The sequence below is a fragment of the Pseudomonas sp. PB101 genome, assembly GCF_009764265.1.
GTDB lineage: Bacteria > Pseudomonadota > Gammaproteobacteria > Pseudomonadales > Pseudomonadaceae > Aquipseudomonas.
Map to the genome: position 1 here is coordinate 1 of NZ_RWIR01000090.1, position 15,973 is coordinate 15,973.

The window sequence follows — 15,973 nt, forward strand, 5'->3', positions numbered from 1 at the left end:
AGGTAGATATTTGTCGGCTACGTGGCCGCCATCGCGGGCAAGCCCGCTCCCACAGGTACTGAGTACATCTGCAAAATTTTCGCTCGGCTACGTGGCCGCCTTCGCGAGCAGGCTCGCTCCCACAATTTGATCGGGTACATCAGGGGAGGCCCGAAGGCCGCCAAGGCCAAAAACCGGACTCACTGCGAACTCTCCGGATCCACCTTGTTCTGCGTCAGATACCGCTCCAGCGTCTCGTTCGGTGCAGGCTGAGAATTATCCCCCGCCACCTGCCACAACCGCCGCTCGATCCCCTGCGCCAGCAAATGCCCCACCGCCGACTCGATCGCCGACAACACACACAACTGCGCCGGCTCGTTGGTGGTATAGCCAACCTCAGCCTCAAGCAGCTTCTTGAACTCGATGAACTTGAACACCCCGGCACTGCGAGCGACCGAGTAGATGGTCTTGCTGGTCATCACGTTGGCCAACACCTGCCCGCTGCGCACGTCCACCGCCCGCAGGTTCACCGTGACCTGATCCACGCGATACTCACGGGAAATGTCGATGCCCAGGTAGCGCGCCCCTTCCCCGCCACTGCGCACGTTGGTGTCGTAGGCGATGATCCCGCCTTCGAGCATCATGTTCGCCGCCTGCAGCGGCGGCAGCTCACCCAGGATGTTCACCGGGGTATTGGGTTTCTTTTGCGAGGCGCGGATGATCTTGCGCTCGGTCAACAGGTTCTGCAGCCCTTCACGCTCCAGCACCACGAACCAGCCACTGGCCTGCAAGGCGTCCATCAACATGCTGGCCGCGCCCTGGGTCACGCTGGTGGAAAACGAACTGGCCGGGGTTGGCTTGTATTGCCCGGTCTGGTCGCGGAAACCGTACACCACTGCCATCAACTTGCCCTTGGGCCGTGGCATGCTCAACAAGTCGTAATAGGTCGACGCCCTGGGGGTCAGGGTCGGCGTTTCAGTGTCCTGCTCGGCGGACATCGGTTCACGCAGACCACAGCCGCAAAGCGCTGCCAACAGCATCCCTAGCACAATTATTCTTTTCATGTCCGTAACTCCCCATCGGCCCATGTCCCCGTCAAGGGGTGGTGGTGATGCCGTTTACCTGGATCTCCGAAACTTCACCGGTTACCCGGTCGGTCACATTGATCGTCAATGCCCCGGAGTCGTCGATGACGTCGACGATAAAGGCGTCAGTCGACAGACTCCCGGTGTTGCCCGTCGAGATGTTGTCCAGCAGTTGCCCCAGCAACCGCGATTGCAACTGACTGGTAAACCGTTCCAGCGCCGAAGTGCCGGCCACAGTGGTACGGTCTTTCAGATCGGGATCGTCGTAGTCGTTCTGCGCCTGGGCGTTGTTGAGCAGCCAGGTGCCGTTCAACGGGTTGCCGCCGAACGAGGGGTTGATGGGCGTGTAGACCAGTTCCGTGGCCTGGACCAGGCCGCTGCTGCCCGCCCCGGCAAACCAGAGCCCGAGCAACCACAGTCCCGTACGCTTGCCGACAGTTGTTTCCTTCATAGTTCGTCCCTCTCAAGGTCGGTGGTGTCCTGCAACAAGGCTTCCAGCTTGCGCTGCACGATCTGCAGGCGAACCTGGTCGGCAGCCGCATAGGCCTCGTCTTTCAACTCCACGGTGTTCGGCGGCAGGAAGCGCCGATAAACCAGGCGTTGCTGAAACTCCACGGTCACCAGGCTGCCCCAGCGCGCCGAAGGTCTTTCCCGCACCACCAGGTTGAAATCCATCGGGCTGGTGGCACGCAGGCGTTCACTGAACGAGTAGTAGAAGTCATGGCCGATGTGCGAAATCGTGTCGTCGATGATGAACCCCAGCATCTCGTCTTCTTCTGCTGCCGAAGCGAAGCTCGCCACCAGCATCAGCACCAGTGCCGCCAGCCAGTGCCGGTTCAAGGCTGCAATGCCTCAGGTGCGGTGGACTGTGCCTTGGGCTGTCCGTTGGAGTCATCGAGGAAGGCTTTCTCGGCCACGAACTGCCAATCCTTGTAGCTGGCCATGCCGTCGAAGTCCGACCACTGGCTGGGAAAGTTCACCTGCTTGAGCGGCTTCTCCGTGGAGGGGCAATACACTCCGCTGATCCGTCCGTCGACACCGCGCATCAGTTCCCATTCGCCCCCCGTCATCGGCTCCGCGTACAGCTTGCGGATATGGTGTTTGGCCGACGGAAAGCGCTCGTCCTGCAACAGGTCCGCGAGTTCTTTCGGGTACAGCGCGACACCTGGCGAGCTGCGGTAATAGCTGCGCAGCGCCTGGGCATACTGCGTACCGACCCAGAGCAACTGGTTTTCCCGGTCCCGGCGTGAAGCGGTGGCCCACAGCTCACCGGCACTGGCCAGGCCCATGCCCATCACGACGATCAGGAACAGCACACCCAGGTAGGTGAAGCCGTCCTGGCCCGCAGGCTTACCACTCGGAGTAGAGGCTGCCATCACGCGCCCTCCCGCTGGCACCACTCTTGATATCGGCCACCCCGCCCGCCACGCCTTCCGGTGGCGCGACCATGACCCAGGTGTCCTTGCGCTCGGCAATCGGGTCCAGCGGCTGGCTGCGCAGGTAGCGCAGCTCGACCAGTTGCTCGATGGAGTCGGGATAACGCCCGGTGTCCCCGTAGTAGTGATCCAGCGCCTCGCGCATGGCCGACAGGCTCTGGCGCAGCGTGGTCTCCCTGGAGGCCTCGAGGCTGGTGAAGTAACGTGGCATGGCGATCGTCATCAGGGTCGCGATGATTGCCATGACCACCATCAGTTCCAACAGGGTAAAACCCTTTTGCCGGCGCATATGTTCACCACTCCCGGTAGGCGATGCCGTTGAGACCCTTGCCCCGGGCCTTGGAGTAGACGTCGAAGACGTCCTTGCCCTCGCGCGGGTTCTCAGCGGAACTGTCATAGGCACGCAGGCCCCAGCCACCCTCGTCGTCACGCTTGACGGTTGCCAGCGGGTCACGGGGGATGCGCCGCATGAAGTAGAACTTGGCCCCCTTGGCGCTGCGCACGTCACGCACACCCTCGACCAGCACCTTGAGGTTCGGCGGGTAGCCGGTGCTGTCGAGCGACTTCTCGATGTAGCCGGCGTCGAAGGCGCGTTTGTAGGCGTCGATGCCGTCGCGGATCTGGTACAGCGCGGTCCGCAGATCCTGCTCCTTGCCCCGGCGCACCACCGTCTCGGTCAGCGGTGCGGCCATGCCGGCCAACAGGCCGACCAGGGCGAGCGTCACCACGACTTCGATCAGGGTAAAACCGCGTTGCGAGGCGTTCATGATCAAGGCTTCCCGACGGTAACGGTGGTGGCGATCGGTGCGTTCATGGGGTTAATCACCGGGGTGGTCTGAACCGTCGTGCTCATCGAACGGTCGGGCGCCTGGATGTGCATGCTGGTTTCGGTGCCGGTCGGGAATTCCATGTCCGACGGGCTCTGGTACGGCAGGTTGCGCACGATCCGCGGGGTGATCGACAGCACCAGTTCGGATTTGCTGATGTCATCCTTGTTGCTGCCGAACAGGCGGCCCAGGCCAGGAATGTCGCCAAGGCCCGGGATCTTGTTGCCGCTGCTGCCATGGTCGTTGCGCACCAGGCCTGCGAGGATCTGGGTTTCGCCATCATGCAGGCGCAGGGTGGTCTGGGCGTTGCGGGTATCGACCTGGACCGGAATGGTGCCCTGAGGGGTCGGCGCCAGCGGCGTGGCGTTGCTGACTTCCAGCGCGACCTTGATCGCCACTTCGTTGTTCAGGTGCACGATGGGCTGCACTTCAAGCTTCAGACCGACGTCGAGGTAGGTCACGCTTTCGGTGATCACCGGGCCCTGGGTCGAAGGCACCGACGTGGCGCTGATGATCGGCACGCGCTGACCGATGTGGATGCGTGCCTGTTCGCGGTTGCTCACCCGGATCACCGGGCTGGCCAGGGTGTTGATGTCTTTGTCCTGGGCGTTGATCTTGGCCTGGGGCGATGGCGTGAAGGCGATCCGGCTGGAGTCGATGCCTTTGAGCTGATCGAGAATCGACACGGGCGAACCGTCGCTGTTGATCACGCCGAAGGTGTTGGGCCATTGCAGGCCAAGGTCGAGAATGCGTTGGCGGGCGACTTCCATCACTTCCACTTCCAGCACCACCTCGGGGTTGGACTGGTCCTGCGATTGCAGGAGTTTTTCCGCCATGCGGATCGCGTCGCCGGTGTCGCGCATGGTCAGGGTATTGAGGCGTTCATCGACGAACACGTCGCGGGTCTTGAGCATGGTCTTGATCATGTTCAGCGCGGTGTTGGCATCGATGCTCGTCAGGTAGAAGGTGCGCATCACCAGCTCCTGGTAATCCTTGAGCTTCTGCGGCGAGTCCGGGTAGATCAGCAAGGTGTTTTCGTTCACCACTTTCTGGTGCAGCTGGTTCTGTTGCAGCAGCAGATCCACGGCGTCTTCGATGCGCACATCGCGCACGAAGATCGTGGCTTTCATGTCCGGGCGCAGGTCCTTGTCGAAGATGAAGTTCAGGCCGGCGACCTGGGACAGCACTTCGAAAATGGTCTTGAGGTTGGCGTCACGAAACTCCAGGGTCACCGGCCGGTCCAGGCGGGTACGCAGCTGTGGGTATTGCACCACGTTGCGGCTCTGCACCAGGCGGATGTTGTCTTGCAGTTCCCGGGCACCCTCGTTTTGCGGGTCCAGTTCGAGAATCTGTTTGACCTGGCGGTCGGCACCGTAGATGTCACCGCGACGCAGGTCGCCACGGGCCATTTCGAGTTTCTCGTCCATGCTGCGCAGGTAGTCGAGTTGGCGCAGGGAGTCCTGGGCACGACGGTTGTTCGGCTCGATGCCCAGGACCCGGCTGTAGGACATGCGGGCCCCGGCGAAATTACGCTGGGCGCGGTCCATGTCGGCCTGGGTCAGCAGCGCCGTCACGGCGCGGGCCCGACCACTGTTGAGCGCTATGTGCAGATCGGTATCGCGAGGGTTCTCGCTCAACCCCTGTTGGATGCGGGCCAGCCCGGCTTCATACTGGCCTGATTCCATCAGGGCGGAAGCTTCGTCCTTGGCCGTCTGCGCCGAACTGCAGGCAGCCAGCCCTGCGCAGAGACAAAGGCTCATCAGCAAACGGGATTTGTTCATTCCGTACTCCCCACAGACAAAGTCTGAGCTAGATGCAGCGGCAGGTAGACCACGCTCATTTCCACATCGGAAATCCGCTCGATCCGCCAGGTTTCGTCGATGACATCCCCCTTGCGTACGACGTATATTTTTTCGCCGTCCTGCAAAAACACCTGCAGATCGGAACGGTCAGCCAGCCTGCCAACAAACTGGAAGGGCAACGGCGGTGCAGTGGGGACTTGCACCTCTGGAGTCACGGCGACCGGTTGTTCGATGACGGTGCCGAGGACCGGCGCCGGTTTCCAGCTGCGGGAGGCGAACAGGTCGCCTGCCGGGCTCAGATCCTTGATCGGCATTACCGCCGCGGCGCTCGATGCAGCCGCCGCGCCCGGGGTCTTGCCTTTGGCTGGCGCGACCACGACGGCCACCGCAGGGTCGCCATCGTCAGCCTGTTTGAAATATTCGGGGACCCAGGCGAGCGCTGCCGCTACGCCGAAGAACGCCACCCAACCCACCACTCGCTTGGTATTCATCATGACCTCGACAGGTAAAGGGTCATGCGGATCCGCCCGGTCAGGTCGGTATCGGCGATCTTCTTGCGTTGCAGCTCGACGTCCTCGAGCACCACCGCCGGCAACTGGCCGAGCAAGGCGTGCAGGAAGCGCCGCAGTTGCGGATAGCTGCCGCGCACCGGCAGCAGAATCTGATAACGGGCCAGGTGCGTCTTGGGGTCCACGCCAAGGGAGTATTCACCCCGGGACAAGGTGATGCGTTCCTGGGCCGCCAGCGCGTAGATCTTGTCGATGGCCACAGTGGCCTGGGGCTGGGACGGCAACTTGCTGCGGAAGTCGTCGAGCTGGCGCTGCGGCACCACCGGTGCGGCCACGCTGCCGTCTTCGACCCGGGCCAGGTATTCGCTGGCGTCGCGGGTCTGCTGGCTGAGGCTTTGCAGCGACTGCCAGTCCGGCAGCAACCCGACCAGGCCATAGCTCAGTGCCAGCACCAGCATGCCCATCCCTGCCAGCCCTGGAACGCCAAGGCCTTGCAGGTATTCGTGGACGATCAATTTATGGAGTTGCATCGCCGATCTCCCAGGTAGCCGACAGGTTGAACTGCACCGGGTGTTCCGGCACGTTGGCGACAATTTCGTGGCTCAGCAGCGACACGTCGGACAGCTCGTCGCTGGCTTCGAGGCGGCGGTGGAAATCGAGCATGGCGTCGAGATCCATCGCCTCGGCGCTGATCCGCACCTGGCCTTTTCGGGCGTCCGGGGTCAGGGTCAGCAGGGCTATGTTGTCCCTAGGCATCGCTTCGAGGGTGGCGAACAGGCGTTCCCAGGGGCGGCGCAGCTGCTGGGAGACCTTGCGCATTTCGGCCAGGTTCTGCGCCTGCTCGCGGGTCTCCGCCGGGGTCAGGCCGGGCTTGCTGCCGTTGTCGCCGGTGAGCACCCGCTGGGTGGTTTGCAGGTGGCCTTGCTGCTGTTCGGCCTCGCTGCTCAGGTGCTGCTGCACCAGAGCGCAACTCAGGGTCAGCACCACGCCACCGGCCAGCAGGCTCCAGCCCAGGGGACCGGCACGGCGGCGCGGCTGAAAGTCGAGCATCAGGGGGCGCATGTCAGGCCACCGCCCGAGACATGACGTACAGGCTATCGCGTACGGCTGTCCGGTCTTCTTCAAGGGTGCGCAGGTGCACACCGGGTACGTCGGGTTGCGAATCGATGCGCGCCGGCGCATGCAGGTAGACGGTCAACGGCCGTTCGCTGGTGGAGGCCTGCAACTGGCTTTCCCGGCCGATCAGCGCGGTCAGCGCAGCATCGCTGTCGCTGCTGCCCACCGAACGCACCGAGGTCCAGTGCCCTTCCCGGGCCAGCAGCAACACACTGCGTACCGGCTCGGCGACCACGAACAGGAAGTCACCGGCATCCAGGCTGTTATCGAAATGGTTGAACGCCGCCATCAGGTAAGGTTGCACCGAACGCAGGCGCAAGCCGCGAGCGCTGACCAGGGCGCGCAGGCGGTCGAGCAAGTCCTGTGGCAGCGCGGTGGCGATGCGGTCGTAACCGGCAGGTTCCGCCGAAAGCACCAGGCTCCAGGGTTGCGTCGGCGCACCGTAGAGGTCTTCGAAACACAGTTGGGCAAAGCCCTGCAGCTCGGCCGGGCTGCTGATCTGATCGCTCCAGGGCACCAGGCAATAGCGACTGAAGTGCCCGGAGATGACCACGGTCAGTTCCGCCCTGGCAACGGCGTGTTCGGCCAGCAAACGGTCGAGGGTGTCGAGGGCCACCGTCCAGGCCTGGAAGCCTTCGTCGATGTAGCCGACGCTGCCCAGCCAGTGGGTTGCACTGCCTTGCCGATGCCCCAGGCCAACACCGCTGGCGCCGAGCACGGCGACAAATTGCTCACGAGATAAAAGTGACACGATTGATCTCCTCGAGAGTGGTCCGGCCTTGTTCCACCAGCTCCAGCGCCGACTCGCGCAACAGGCGCAAGCCACGCTTGCAGGCATGGGCCTTGATTTTCGAAATCGGTTGGCGCTCGACGATCATCTGCCGCAGCTCGTCGTCCAGGTGCAGCAGCTCGGCAATCGCACTGCGCCCGCGATAGCCGGTGCCCCGGCAATGCCCGCAGCCCTTGCCGTGGACGAACTGGAAGTGCGCGACCTTTTGTGGATCGAGCCCCGAGACTTCAAGCTCTTCTTCGGTCGGGCTGTAAGGCGCGCTGCAACTGGTGCAGACCAGGCGGATCAAGCGCTGGGCCAGCACGGCATTGAGTGCCGAGACCAGGCTGTAGGGGTCGATTTCCATCTGGGTGAATCGGCCGATCACGTCGAACACGTTGTTGGCGTGGATGGTGGTGAACACCAGGTGACCGGTGAGCGCCGATTGCACGGCGATCTGTGCGGTGTCCGGGTCGCGGATTTCACCGACCATGATCTTGTCCGGGTCGTGACGCAGGATCGAGCGCAGGCCCCGGGCGAAGGTCAGGCCCTTTTTCTCGTTGACCGGGATTTGCAGCACGCCCGGCAGTTGATACTCCACCGGGTCTTCAATGGTGATGATCTTGTCCACGCCGTGGTTGATCTCGGTGATCATCGCGTACAGGGTGGTGGTCTTGCCGCTGCCGGTAGGCCCGGTCACCAGCACCATGCCGTAGGGTTCGGCGGCCAGCCGGCGCAGCTGGCGCAGGGTTTCTTCTTCAAAGCCCAGGGCTTGCAGTTGCACGCCGCAGACCTTGTCGGCGAGGTCCTGTTTGTCGAGAACCCGCAGCACCGCGTCTTCGCCGAAGATGCTCGGCATGATCGAGACCCGGAAGTCGATCTGCCGACCGCTGATGCCGACTTTGAAACGACCGTCCTGGGGCACGCGTTTTTCGCCGATGTCCAGCTCGGCCATGACCTTGACCCGGGAAATCACCTGCTCGGCGAACTCGTTGCCCTGGATCTTGCTGATATTGTTGAGCACGCCGTCGATCCGGTACTTGATCACCAGGCCGCTGCCGGTGGTGCCGAGGTGGATGTCGCTGGCGTGCATTTTCAGTGCGTCGTACAGGGTCGAGTTGACGAGTTTGACCACCACGCTGGAGTCTTCGCTGATGCTGGTCAGGGACAGGCTTTGCAGGGTATCGATTTCGGTGCCGCCCTCGGCCTGGGCGTTGAGCGATTCCACCGCATGGAAACTTTCTTCGTGGCGCGCCAGGTAGGCCTTCAGGTCGTCGGCGTGCACCAGATAGAGCGGCGCGCCGTGCAGGCATTCATCGATCCAGGCCAGGCGTGCGCTGTCGAAGGGGTCGGCGAACACGCCAATGACCGCATCGTCGTGACGCAGCAGGATGAATTCGCGCTTGAGGCATTGGGCCAGGGTCACCCGGTCGAACACCGGGGTGGCACTGAACAGGCTGTCGGTGTCGAGCACCGGGTAGTGCAGGGTTACACCCAGGCACTGGATGAAAGGCATGGGCGCCAGTGCACTCAACTCCCCGAGGGTGTCCAGCATCCGCGCGCCGGAACTGGTGGCCAGGGCTCGGGCCTGGGACAGTTGTTCACTGGTAAAACGAGTCGGTACACATTCCACTTGCGCCGGTTCTACGGCAAGGGATAGACGGTCCATGGCTTGCTCTCCAACGCCCGGGGCTTTGAGCCCTGTCGGCGCGGCGAGCAGTTTCGGCAGAAGCCGGAACGTCTTGTCGCGCCACTACTCCCCGGTGAGCAATTGTTCGTCGTCTGGTGCCATGGAGGCCGATGGATTTTTTCGGCGATCTGCAAGCACCCAACTTCCGTCGTACAACTGCAGCGGGAAACTCTCGGTCCTGCTCTGGCGTCGTTCGACGAATCCTTCGGAAGTGCTCACTCCCACGTTCGCTCTGGGCTCGCGCTGCCTGCCTAGAAGATCATTCACTGCACGGGCCAATTCCGCCAACGGAAAGGGTTTGAACAGGATATGGCTGACTCCCAGTAGCCGGGCCCGCTCGCAGACTTCTGCGGTTGGATGCCCTGTGATCAGCACAAAATGGCACTTCCTGTTCTGGCGGACGGCATCGAGCACCTGAAAGCCTTCCATATCGGGCAAGCGGTAATCGAACACCATCACATCGGGTGCGAAATCGTCAGCTTCGGCGATCCCGTGTGCACCGTCGTGAGCAATCCGGACATCCAGCGCTTGCGCCTGCAGGTAACCCTGGAGGTTTTCCGCCAGCAGCTGTTCGTCATCAACAACCAGTATTTTGTTTAACAAGGTCGACTCCTTGAAACCGCAGGTCCGGGTTTTGAACCTGGCAGAGTGCGTGCCCTGAGAGGACTAACGCACACTTCATGCCAGACTGAGCGCCGGTAATTTTAGGTCTTCATGTCCTTGAATTTAAAAACAATGCCTTTTTCATACCGCTATCCCATTCCCCAAACACGGGGAAAGCGATCGAATGGGCATTGACGTTTTTTCCCCACTTTCGGGGAAATCCCCTATTCATCGTCAATCCGCTCGATTCGATTGCGCGAGCGTAATTGCGCCAATGCCTGCAAGCGAGCCTGGACCTGTTGTTGCCGGCCAAGGTAGGCCCGAACCATGTCAAGTCCTTGCTCTTCTGGGACATTGGTCGCTTCCATGTGGTTCTCCAAAAGAATCAAATGCCAGCCCACCGGCGTACGCACCGGTTCGCTGACGGCCCCCGGTGCCAGGGCAAACGCGACAGCCTCGAACTCCGGCAGCATTCGTCCGCGGGGAAAGTAGCCCAGGTCGCCACCATCGCTGGCCGACGCATCTTCGGAGCCGCTACGGGCAACGCTGGCGAAATCGGCCCCGGCATCGATGGAGTCCTTCATCGCGATCAAGCGTAGCCGCGCGGCCTCGACAGTGGAAGCGTCTGCATCGGGCGCCACCTTGACCAGGATATGCCGGGCCCGCACTTCTTCGGGCCGGTTCATCTGGTCACCGTGCTCTTCGTAGAACGCCCGGACCTGTTTTTCGTCCGGCTCGCTCGCCTGGGTGAGGTCATTGAACACCTGCCGGGCCGCCAGTTCGCGGCGGGTGTATTCGATGTAGCCGGCTTCGTCGAAACCGGCATCCTCAAGACGCCGGGCAAACACCTCGGCACCGCCCATGGCCTGACGGGTCTGGTCGACCTGGTCCTTGACCACGGCATCACTGATCACCACGCCGCGCTTGACGGCTTCCTGCCACAACAATTCGCGGTCGATCAAGGCATCCAGCGCGGCCTTGCGCAGTTGCTTGTAGGCTTTCGGGTTGCGGATGCTGCCTACCGCCCGGCCCTGATCCTCCAGGTATTCGGCGAAATAGCGCTCCAGGCGCAGCTGGGAAATTTCCTCGCCATTGACCCGCGCCGCAGCCGGGTCATTGCTGCACCACGCCACGGGCACCCATAACGCCAGCAGGACCAGCAATGTGTCGAGTCTCATGATCAGCCTCCGGTCAGGGCGTCGCAGCGACGGGTTTATAGGGGGCGACCAGATAGAAACGCTGGTCGGGCAGATCCACCGTAACGATATGGGCACCGCTCAAGCCCAGGCGCCGGCCGGGGCCGAAATTCATCAGTGGCGTCAGTCCGGTATCGAAGTCATGCAGGCCTTCCAGGGCACTGACCAGCTTTTCGCGGCTGGCATCGCGCCCGGCCTGCTTCATGCCTTCGCTGAGCAACATCATCGAACTGAACGCGCCCACTTGCAGTACTGCGTGCTGGCTGCCGAGGCCCTGGTGTTCGCGCAATTGGGTCAGGGCCAGGCGCCCGGCCAGGGTCCAGTCGCTGGGCACGAACGGATAGGCGAGGAACACCCGCCGGGAAAATCCGCTGGGCACTTGCATCAGATTGCCCGCCACCTGGTTCGAGGTGGCGAACAGGTAAGGCACCTGCCCCGCCGTTTGCAGACGTTCGGCCAGGCGGCTGAAGCCGCTGCTGCTGCCCAGGTAAAACACCGAGCGCGATCCCAGGGGCAAATCATCCCCGCTCGGGTCGTAGGCTTGCAGGCGCACCTTTTGCCAGGCGTGCCCGAGCAAATACTGGCTGAGCTCCTGTGCCGCCAGCCGTTGGCCGGCTTCGTCGGGATAGGTGATCAGCGTCGGCCCCTGCAGCACCCGCAGGCTGGCACCGGCGTAATCGGCCAGGGCGATCAATTGCTCGCGAAGCCCCGGCAGCGGTTCGAATATCTGCGGGCTGGTGTGGGGCGTGCCTTGCAGCGACAGCGGCCCGATCAGCGGGATGCCGGCCTTTTCCAGGCGCATGGAAAGGTCCGCGCCCAATGCCGGCGCCAGCGGCGCGATCAGGGCGAACACCTGCACTTCATCGATCAAGCGATCCAGCGCCTGTTCGGCACTGGCACGGTCGGTACCGGGGTCGAGGATGGTCAGCTGCAATTGCCGGCCATGAATCCCCCCCGTCTCGTTGATCCGCGCCACGCAGCCCTTGAGCACCGCCGCCACCGTGGCGCCCTCCTCGCTCAATGGCCCGCTGCCCGGCAACATCGTGCCCAGGTGCAGGCTCTCGGGGGTCAGGCCCGGATCGCGGTCCTCGGCCAGGCGCTTGAGGTACGCCGTGAGGTTGCGCTGATCATTCATCGACAAGACGAACCGTGGCATCGTCGGATCGAGCCGGTTGTTGCCGGGGTCGCGCCCCTGCTGCACCGCCCGCGCCAGGGTGCTGTCGTTGTAGGCCGGATAACTGCGCCCGTTGATGTGCTGCTGGCCATGCCGGCTGGCCAGTCGCGTCCAACTCAGGTCCGGCGGTCGCACCCCGCCTTCCGGGCGCCCCAGGCCATCTTCGCCATGACAATTGGCACACGGCAGGCTGGTTGCCGGCAGCACCATGTTCGAGGCGCCGACCCGGGCCATGATCGGCTCGCCGCTGGCCGACACTCCTTCGCGGTACAAGCGCTTGCCGGCACTTTCGCTGAGACTCAGCGGCAGCGCCTGGACGCTGAGCGTGAAACCGCCCAGGAGCAGCAGGCCAAGGACGAGGGCGGTATTGATGGCCATGGCTAGCGCTCCGCCACGGGCATTGTCAGCAGCTGCAAGCGCTGGGCAATGGCGGCGGCCGGGGCATCGGGACGGATTTTGCTCCAGCGCTTGTTCGCCACGTCACCGACGATCAACTGGGTGGAGTGCTGCTCGGGAGTCGGCACGATCTGACCGATGCGACCCAATACGAGGTCCATTTGCGCCTTGTCGCCGGTAAGAAAAAACCAGTGGGGCTCGTCGACGCCCTGTTTCAAGGTGTAAGCCTTGAGTACCGCCGGGGTGTCCCGCAGCGGATCACTGGTAAGGGAGATAAAGGTGATGCCGTCGGCCTTGTCGCCGAGCACTTCACGCACTTCCTTGAGCTTGCGGGTAATCAGCGGGCAAGCATCGTTGCAACTGGTGAAAATCACATTGAGCAGCACCACGCGGTCCTTCAATGCGTCGCTGTAGAAGCGCAGCGTGTTGCCGTTCTGGTCCTGCAACGGCGTGTCGGTGAACCAGGTTTGTGCGTCGTGGGTGCCGGTGGAAGGCGGCGCGGCGGCCAGCGCAGGCGCGGCCTGTTGATGCCCTTCGTGGGCAAACGCCACTGAACCGAAAATGCAGAAGCAGACACTCAGGGCGATCCAGTCGATGGCTCTCATGGCTGCTGCTCCATGGCGATGGCGGTGTGCTTGGCGTGGGCGTTGCGTTCACCGCTGAGCTTCTCGACGGCCCGGGCCAGTTCCGTCGGGTCGGTGAAACCGTAGTAGCGGGTCCAGAAACGGTTGTTGCCGTCGCCCACCAGAATCAGCGGCGAGTGGTTCTTGAAGTCCCCGCTGTAGGCGCCCAGGCCCTTGAGGGTGGCATTGACCGACTGCGGCGAACCGGTCAGCCAGCTCCAGCCCGGCCCCTGCTGGAAGGTGCGGGCGTAGTCGTTCAGGCGCTGGGGATCGTCACGCTGCGGGTCGATGCTGATCGACACCAGTTGCACCTCGGTGCCGACCCGCGCACCCAGCTGTTTTTGCACTTTGCCCATGATCGAGGACACCACCGGGCAGACCGTGGTGCAGCTGGTGTAGATGAAACCCATGACCACGATCTTGTCGCCCACCAGGTCCTTTTCCAGGCTGACGACCTTGCCGTTCTGGTCCAGCAGGGCCACGTCGGCAAACTTGATCCGGGCAGTCTCGGTGCCGGCCTTTTTGGCCCCCATGTCGTGCCCGGCGTGTTCATCCTCCGAGTGGGCCAGCGCCTGGCCGATACCGATGGCCAACAGGCAGAACGTCAGCAAGCTTCGATGTGCAAATCGGTTCATGTCAGTTTCCTCTTACTGGGTATCGCCGGGTATCACCCGAACGCTGGCAAAGGTCTTGTCATCGAAACTCGAGCCCAGGGACGCCGCCCGCACGTGCAGGTACCAGGCACCGTCCTGATCGAGGGTCACCGGGGCTTCATAGACGCCGTCGGCGACTTCCAGGGCGGCAACCTCCTGCGGGCGCGACGTCGGCGCGCGGAAGTAGCGCACCTGCACATCCTTGACCCCGCTGCGCTGCGCCTTCTGCTTGCCCTCGACGATGCGGAAACGCACCACGTACGGGCTGCCCAGGTCGGCGGTGGACTTGTCGAGCATGAACTCCACTTTCGGCACCCCACGGCGTTGATCGAGGTTGTTGTCGGCCTCTACCTGGGTGCTGAAGCAGTGGATGATGTTCGGTTGGTTGAGCAGGAACGCCACGTCGAAACGCCCCGCCGCCGGCAGCTTGACCCGCGAGCTGTACAGCCCCGGCTCGATTTCCCGCAGGCTGCGGTCAATCACCAGCGCCGCCCGCGCCACTTGCCCGCGATTGGGGTAACCGGACATCGGCGCGTTCATGCCTTCGGCGTAGAAGTAGGTGGTGTTGTCCACCGGGTTGACCACGAACACCGCGTTGTCGTCGCGCGACACCGCCAGGCTTGACGCCAGCGGCAGATCACCGGCCATTCGCGGTGCCTGGGGGCCGGCCTCGAAACCCTGGATGATCGGCGTGCGGCCCGCGCCGAGGGAGGCCAGGTTGATCATCGTGACTTTCGGCGAAGCCAGCCCGCGCACATAGGCATAGGCCTTGGTGAACACCACTTGATAGGGTTCGGCGGAGACGCTCAGTTCATGGATCAATGCGTCGTTGGCGGTATCGATCACCGCGGCCTGGTTCTCCAGCGTGTTGAGCACGATGCCGAAACGACCGTCGGCGCTGAAGCCCATCGGGCCCAATCCCTCTTTGAGCTTGATCACCCGGCGCACCGACTGGCTGTTGCCGTCGACCACGGTCACCGTGCCGTCCTTGCCATCGACCACATAGGCGGCCCCGGACAGCGGCGAATACGTCACCGACAACGGGTGTGAACCGGTCTTGAGTTGTTTGCCGATGCTCAGGCTGACGATGTCGACGATGCTCAGGGTGCCGTCGTCGCGGTTGCTGACAAAGGCAAAACGGCTGTCCTTGCTGAACGCGATTTCGTGGTGCCCGGCCCCGGTGGCCAGGTGCTTGAGGGGTTTGAGGCTGGCGGTATCGATCACCGTGACCCCGGACTGCCCGTCCTTCGCGCCATTGTTGCCGACCCACAGCAGACGTTCGTCCGGTTGCAGGGCCACGCGCACCGGATTGCTGCCGGCCGCTACCGAGTCGATCACCTTGAACTGTTCACTGTCGATCACCGCCACTTCGCCGGCGGTGGGCATCGAGACAAACACCCGTTTGTTGTCCTTGGGCGTCACCCAGTCCATCGGCGGTTGTTTCAGTTCAATCCGCGCCAGGGTGCTGGTGATACCGCCGACGGACACCGACGGGTCGACCACCGAGACGCTGGCATCGCGGCTCATCACCAGCAGGAAGTAGCTGTTGAGATCGAGCAAGGGGCGTGCGCCGATGTTCGATTTGAGGAACGTGCCGACCCGCGACTTGCAGCTCTTGTCACGGCCCTGGGCCTGGTCGGCGGCGACCGCTTCCGGGTCGAGCCAGGCACCCGGCGCGACGCCGGACAAGGGTTGGCCCGAGGCTTTGTCGGTCACGCGAAATTGCACGTCGGCAAAGCCGCCCTCACGCAACACGCCGTCCTCGGCCAGCGGCTTCACATCAAGGACCACGGTGATTCCGTCACGCTCCAGCGTCCGGTTGCTCCAGGTATCGGGCAAGGGGACATCGCTGAGCATGCTCGCCGGCGCGGTCCGCCACACGCCGATCCAGATCAGCGCCATCCCGACGATCAGTGCGCTGCCAATGAATTTGATGGTCCTGTCCATGTCGCATCTCCTCTTTACAGATCTGTGCCTGCCTTGTCTGGCACCCGTGCTTCGAGGTGCCTTTGTGGGAGCGAGCTTGCTCGCGATGACTGCCTATCAGTCGCCAACGATGTCGACTGCCAGTCCGCTATCGCGAGCAAGCTCGCTCCCACAGGGGTGGAGTGATCC

General features: G+C 63.1%; 18 protein-coding genes. All 18 read right to left on the reverse strand.

Features of this window, described 5'->3' with window-relative positions; translation table 11 throughout:
- Nucleotides 1-179: 179 nt before the first annotated feature.
- The 18 genes from EI969_RS27345 to EI969_RS27430 all read right to left on the reverse strand — a co-directional run bounded on the left by EI969_RS27345 (nucleotide 180) and on the right by EI969_RS27430 (nucleotide 15,805).
- Complete coding sequence (locus EI969_RS27345; RefSeq protein WP_160390453.1) at nucleotides 180-1,043, reverse strand: CsgG/HfaB family protein; 864 nt, start codon at nucleotides 1,041-1,043, stop codon at nucleotides 180-182.
- A 31-nt stretch (nucleotides 1,044-1,074) separates the two neighbouring features.
- Complete coding sequence (locus tag EI969_RS27350; RefSeq protein ID WP_160390454.1) at nucleotides 1,075-1,515, reverse strand: curli assembly protein CsgF; 441 nt, start codon at nucleotides 1,513-1,515, stop codon at nucleotides 1,075-1,077.
- Nucleotides 1,512-1,871 carry a curli production assembly/transport protein CsgE gene (gene csgE, locus EI969_RS27355; protein WP_256678373.1) on the reverse strand — a complete coding sequence of 120 codons (360 nt, stop codon included), beginning with the start codon at nucleotides 1,869-1,871 and terminating at the stop codon, nucleotides 1,512-1,514. Before csgE ends, EI969_RS27350 begins: the two co-directional genes overlap by 4 nt.
- Before the next feature lie 29 nt (nucleotides 1,872-1,900).
- Nucleotides 1,901-2,440: a type II secretion system protein gene (locus tag EI969_RS27360; protein WP_160390456.1), complete on the reverse strand. Its 540-nt coding sequence runs from the start codon at nucleotides 2,438-2,440 to the stop codon at nucleotides 1,901-1,903.
- Nucleotides 2,415-2,789, reverse strand: coding sequence for a type II secretion system protein (locus tag EI969_RS27365; RefSeq protein WP_160390457.1), 375 nt, complete (start codon nucleotides 2,787-2,789; stop codon nucleotides 2,415-2,417). Before EI969_RS27365 ends, EI969_RS27360 begins: the two co-directional genes overlap by 26 nt.
- 4 nt (nucleotides 2,790-2,793) lie before the next feature.
- Entirely contained in the window at nucleotides 2,794-3,267 is a 474-nt protein-coding gene (locus EI969_RS27370) for a type II secretion system protein (protein ID WP_150718819.1), read from the reverse strand.
- 2 nt (nucleotides 3,268-3,269) lie between these two features.
- A complete protein-coding gene (locus EI969_RS27375) occupies nucleotides 3,270-5,108 on the reverse strand; it encodes a secretin N-terminal domain-containing protein (RefSeq protein ID WP_160390458.1) in 1,839 nt (612 codons plus the stop codon).
- Nucleotides 5,105-5,620: a hypothetical protein gene (locus tag EI969_RS27380; RefSeq protein ID WP_160390459.1), complete on the reverse strand. Its 516-nt coding sequence runs from the start codon at nucleotides 5,618-5,620 to the stop codon at nucleotides 5,105-5,107. Before EI969_RS27380 ends, EI969_RS27375 begins: the two co-directional genes overlap by 4 nt.
- Nucleotides 5,620-6,168 (reverse strand): GspMb/PilO family protein, encoded by a 549-nt coding sequence (locus EI969_RS27385; protein ID WP_160390460.1) that lies wholly within the window; start codon nucleotides 6,166-6,168, stop codon nucleotides 5,620-5,622. Before EI969_RS27385 ends, EI969_RS27380 begins: the two co-directional genes overlap by 1 nt.
- Nucleotides 6,155-6,700 (reverse strand): PilN domain-containing protein, encoded by a 546-nt coding sequence (locus tag EI969_RS27390; RefSeq protein ID WP_160390461.1) that lies wholly within the window; start codon nucleotides 6,698-6,700, stop codon nucleotides 6,155-6,157. Before EI969_RS27390 ends, EI969_RS27385 begins: the two co-directional genes overlap by 14 nt.
- Before the next feature lies 1 nt (nucleotide 6,701).
- A complete protein-coding gene (locus EI969_RS27395) occupies nucleotides 6,702-7,505 on the reverse strand; it encodes a hypothetical protein (RefSeq protein WP_160390462.1) in 804 nt (267 codons plus the stop codon).
- Complete coding sequence (locus EI969_RS27400; protein ID WP_160390463.1) at nucleotides 7,486-9,192, reverse strand: GspE/PulE family protein; 1,707 nt, start codon at nucleotides 9,190-9,192, stop codon at nucleotides 7,486-7,488. The genes EI969_RS27395 and EI969_RS27400 overlap by 20 nt, the downstream gene beginning before the upstream one ends.
- A gap of 84 nt (nucleotides 9,193-9,276) precedes the next feature.
- Nucleotides 9,277-9,816: a response regulator gene (locus EI969_RS27405; RefSeq protein WP_160390464.1), complete on the reverse strand. Its 540-nt coding sequence runs from the start codon at nucleotides 9,814-9,816 to the stop codon at nucleotides 9,277-9,279.
- 224 nt (nucleotides 9,817-10,040) lie between these two features.
- A complete protein-coding gene (locus EI969_RS27410; RefSeq protein ID WP_160390465.1) occupies nucleotides 10,041-10,994 on the reverse strand; it encodes a peptidylprolyl isomerase in 954 nt (317 codons plus the stop codon).
- Between the two features lie 13 nt (nucleotides 10,995-11,007).
- Nucleotides 11,008-12,558, reverse strand: a complete 1,551-nt coding sequence (locus tag EI969_RS27415; protein ID WP_160390478.1) for an ABC transporter substrate-binding protein — start codon at nucleotides 12,556-12,558, stop codon at nucleotides 11,008-11,010.
- An 8-nt stretch (nucleotides 12,559-12,566) separates the two neighbouring features.
- Entirely contained in the window at nucleotides 12,567-13,187 is a 621-nt protein-coding gene (locus EI969_RS27420; protein WP_160390466.1) for an SCO family protein, read from the reverse strand.
- Nucleotides 13,184-13,840, reverse strand: coding sequence for an SCO family protein (locus tag EI969_RS27425; RefSeq protein ID WP_160390467.1), 657 nt, complete (start codon nucleotides 13,838-13,840; stop codon nucleotides 13,184-13,186). Before EI969_RS27425 ends, EI969_RS27420 begins: the two co-directional genes overlap by 4 nt.
- Nucleotides 13,841-13,852: 12 nt before the next feature.
- Entirely contained in the window at nucleotides 13,853-15,805 is a 1,953-nt protein-coding gene (locus EI969_RS27430; RefSeq protein ID WP_160390468.1) for a YncE family protein, read from the reverse strand.
- Between the last annotated feature and the right edge of the window lie 168 nt (nucleotides 15,806-15,973).

Coding starts and splice junctions, on each gene's coding strand:
- EI969_RS27345 (WP_160390453.1), bottom strand. CDS start 1,043: ATGAAAAGAATAATTGTGCTAGGGATGCTGTTGGCAGCGCTTTGCGGC.
- EI969_RS27350 (WP_160390454.1), bottom strand. CDS start 1,515: ATGAAGGAAACAACTGTCGGCAAGCGTACGGGACTGTGGTTGCTCGGG.
- csgE (WP_256678373.1), bottom strand. CDS start 1,871: ATGCTGGTGGCGAGCTTCGCTTCGGCAGCAGAAGAAGACGAGATGCTG.
- EI969_RS27360 (WP_160390456.1), bottom strand. CDS start 2,440: ATGGCAGCCTCTACTCCGAGTGGTAAGCCTGCGGGCCAGGACGGCTTC.
- EI969_RS27365 (WP_160390457.1), bottom strand. CDS start 2,789: ATGCGCCGGCAAAAGGGTTTTACCCTGTTGGAACTGATGGTGGTCATG.
- EI969_RS27370 (WP_150718819.1), bottom strand. CDS start 3,267: ATGAACGCCTCGCAACGCGGTTTTACCCTGATCGAAGTCGTGGTGACG.
- EI969_RS27375 (WP_160390458.1), bottom strand. CDS start 5,108: ATGAACAAATCCCGTTTGCTGATGAGCCTTTGTCTCTGCGCAGGGCTG.
- EI969_RS27380 (WP_160390459.1), bottom strand. CDS start 5,620: ATGAATACCAAGCGAGTGGTGGGTTGGGTGGCGTTCTTCGGCGTAGCG.
- EI969_RS27385 (WP_160390460.1), bottom strand. CDS start 6,168: ATGCAACTCCATAAATTGATCGTCCACGAATACCTGCAAGGCCTTGGC.
- EI969_RS27390 (WP_160390461.1), bottom strand. CDS start 6,700: ATGCGCCCCCTGATGCTCGACTTTCAGCCGCGCCGCCGTGCCGGTCCC.
- EI969_RS27400 (WP_160390463.1), bottom strand. CDS start 9,192: ATGGACCGTCTATCCCTTGCCGTAGAACCGGCGCAAGTGGAATGTGTA.
- EI969_RS27410 (WP_160390465.1), bottom strand. CDS start 10,994: ATGAGACTCGACACATTGCTGGTCCTGCTGGCGTTATGGGTGCCCGTG.
- EI969_RS27420 (WP_160390466.1), bottom strand. CDS start 13,187: ATGAGAGCCATCGACTGGATCGCCCTGAGTGTCTGCTTCTGCATTTTC.
- EI969_RS27425 (WP_160390467.1), bottom strand. CDS start 13,840: ATGAACCGATTTGCACATCGAAGCTTGCTGACGTTCTGCCTGTTGGCC.
- EI969_RS27430 (WP_160390468.1), bottom strand. CDS start 15,805: ATGGACAGGACCATCAAATTCATTGGCAGCGCACTGATCGTCGGGATG.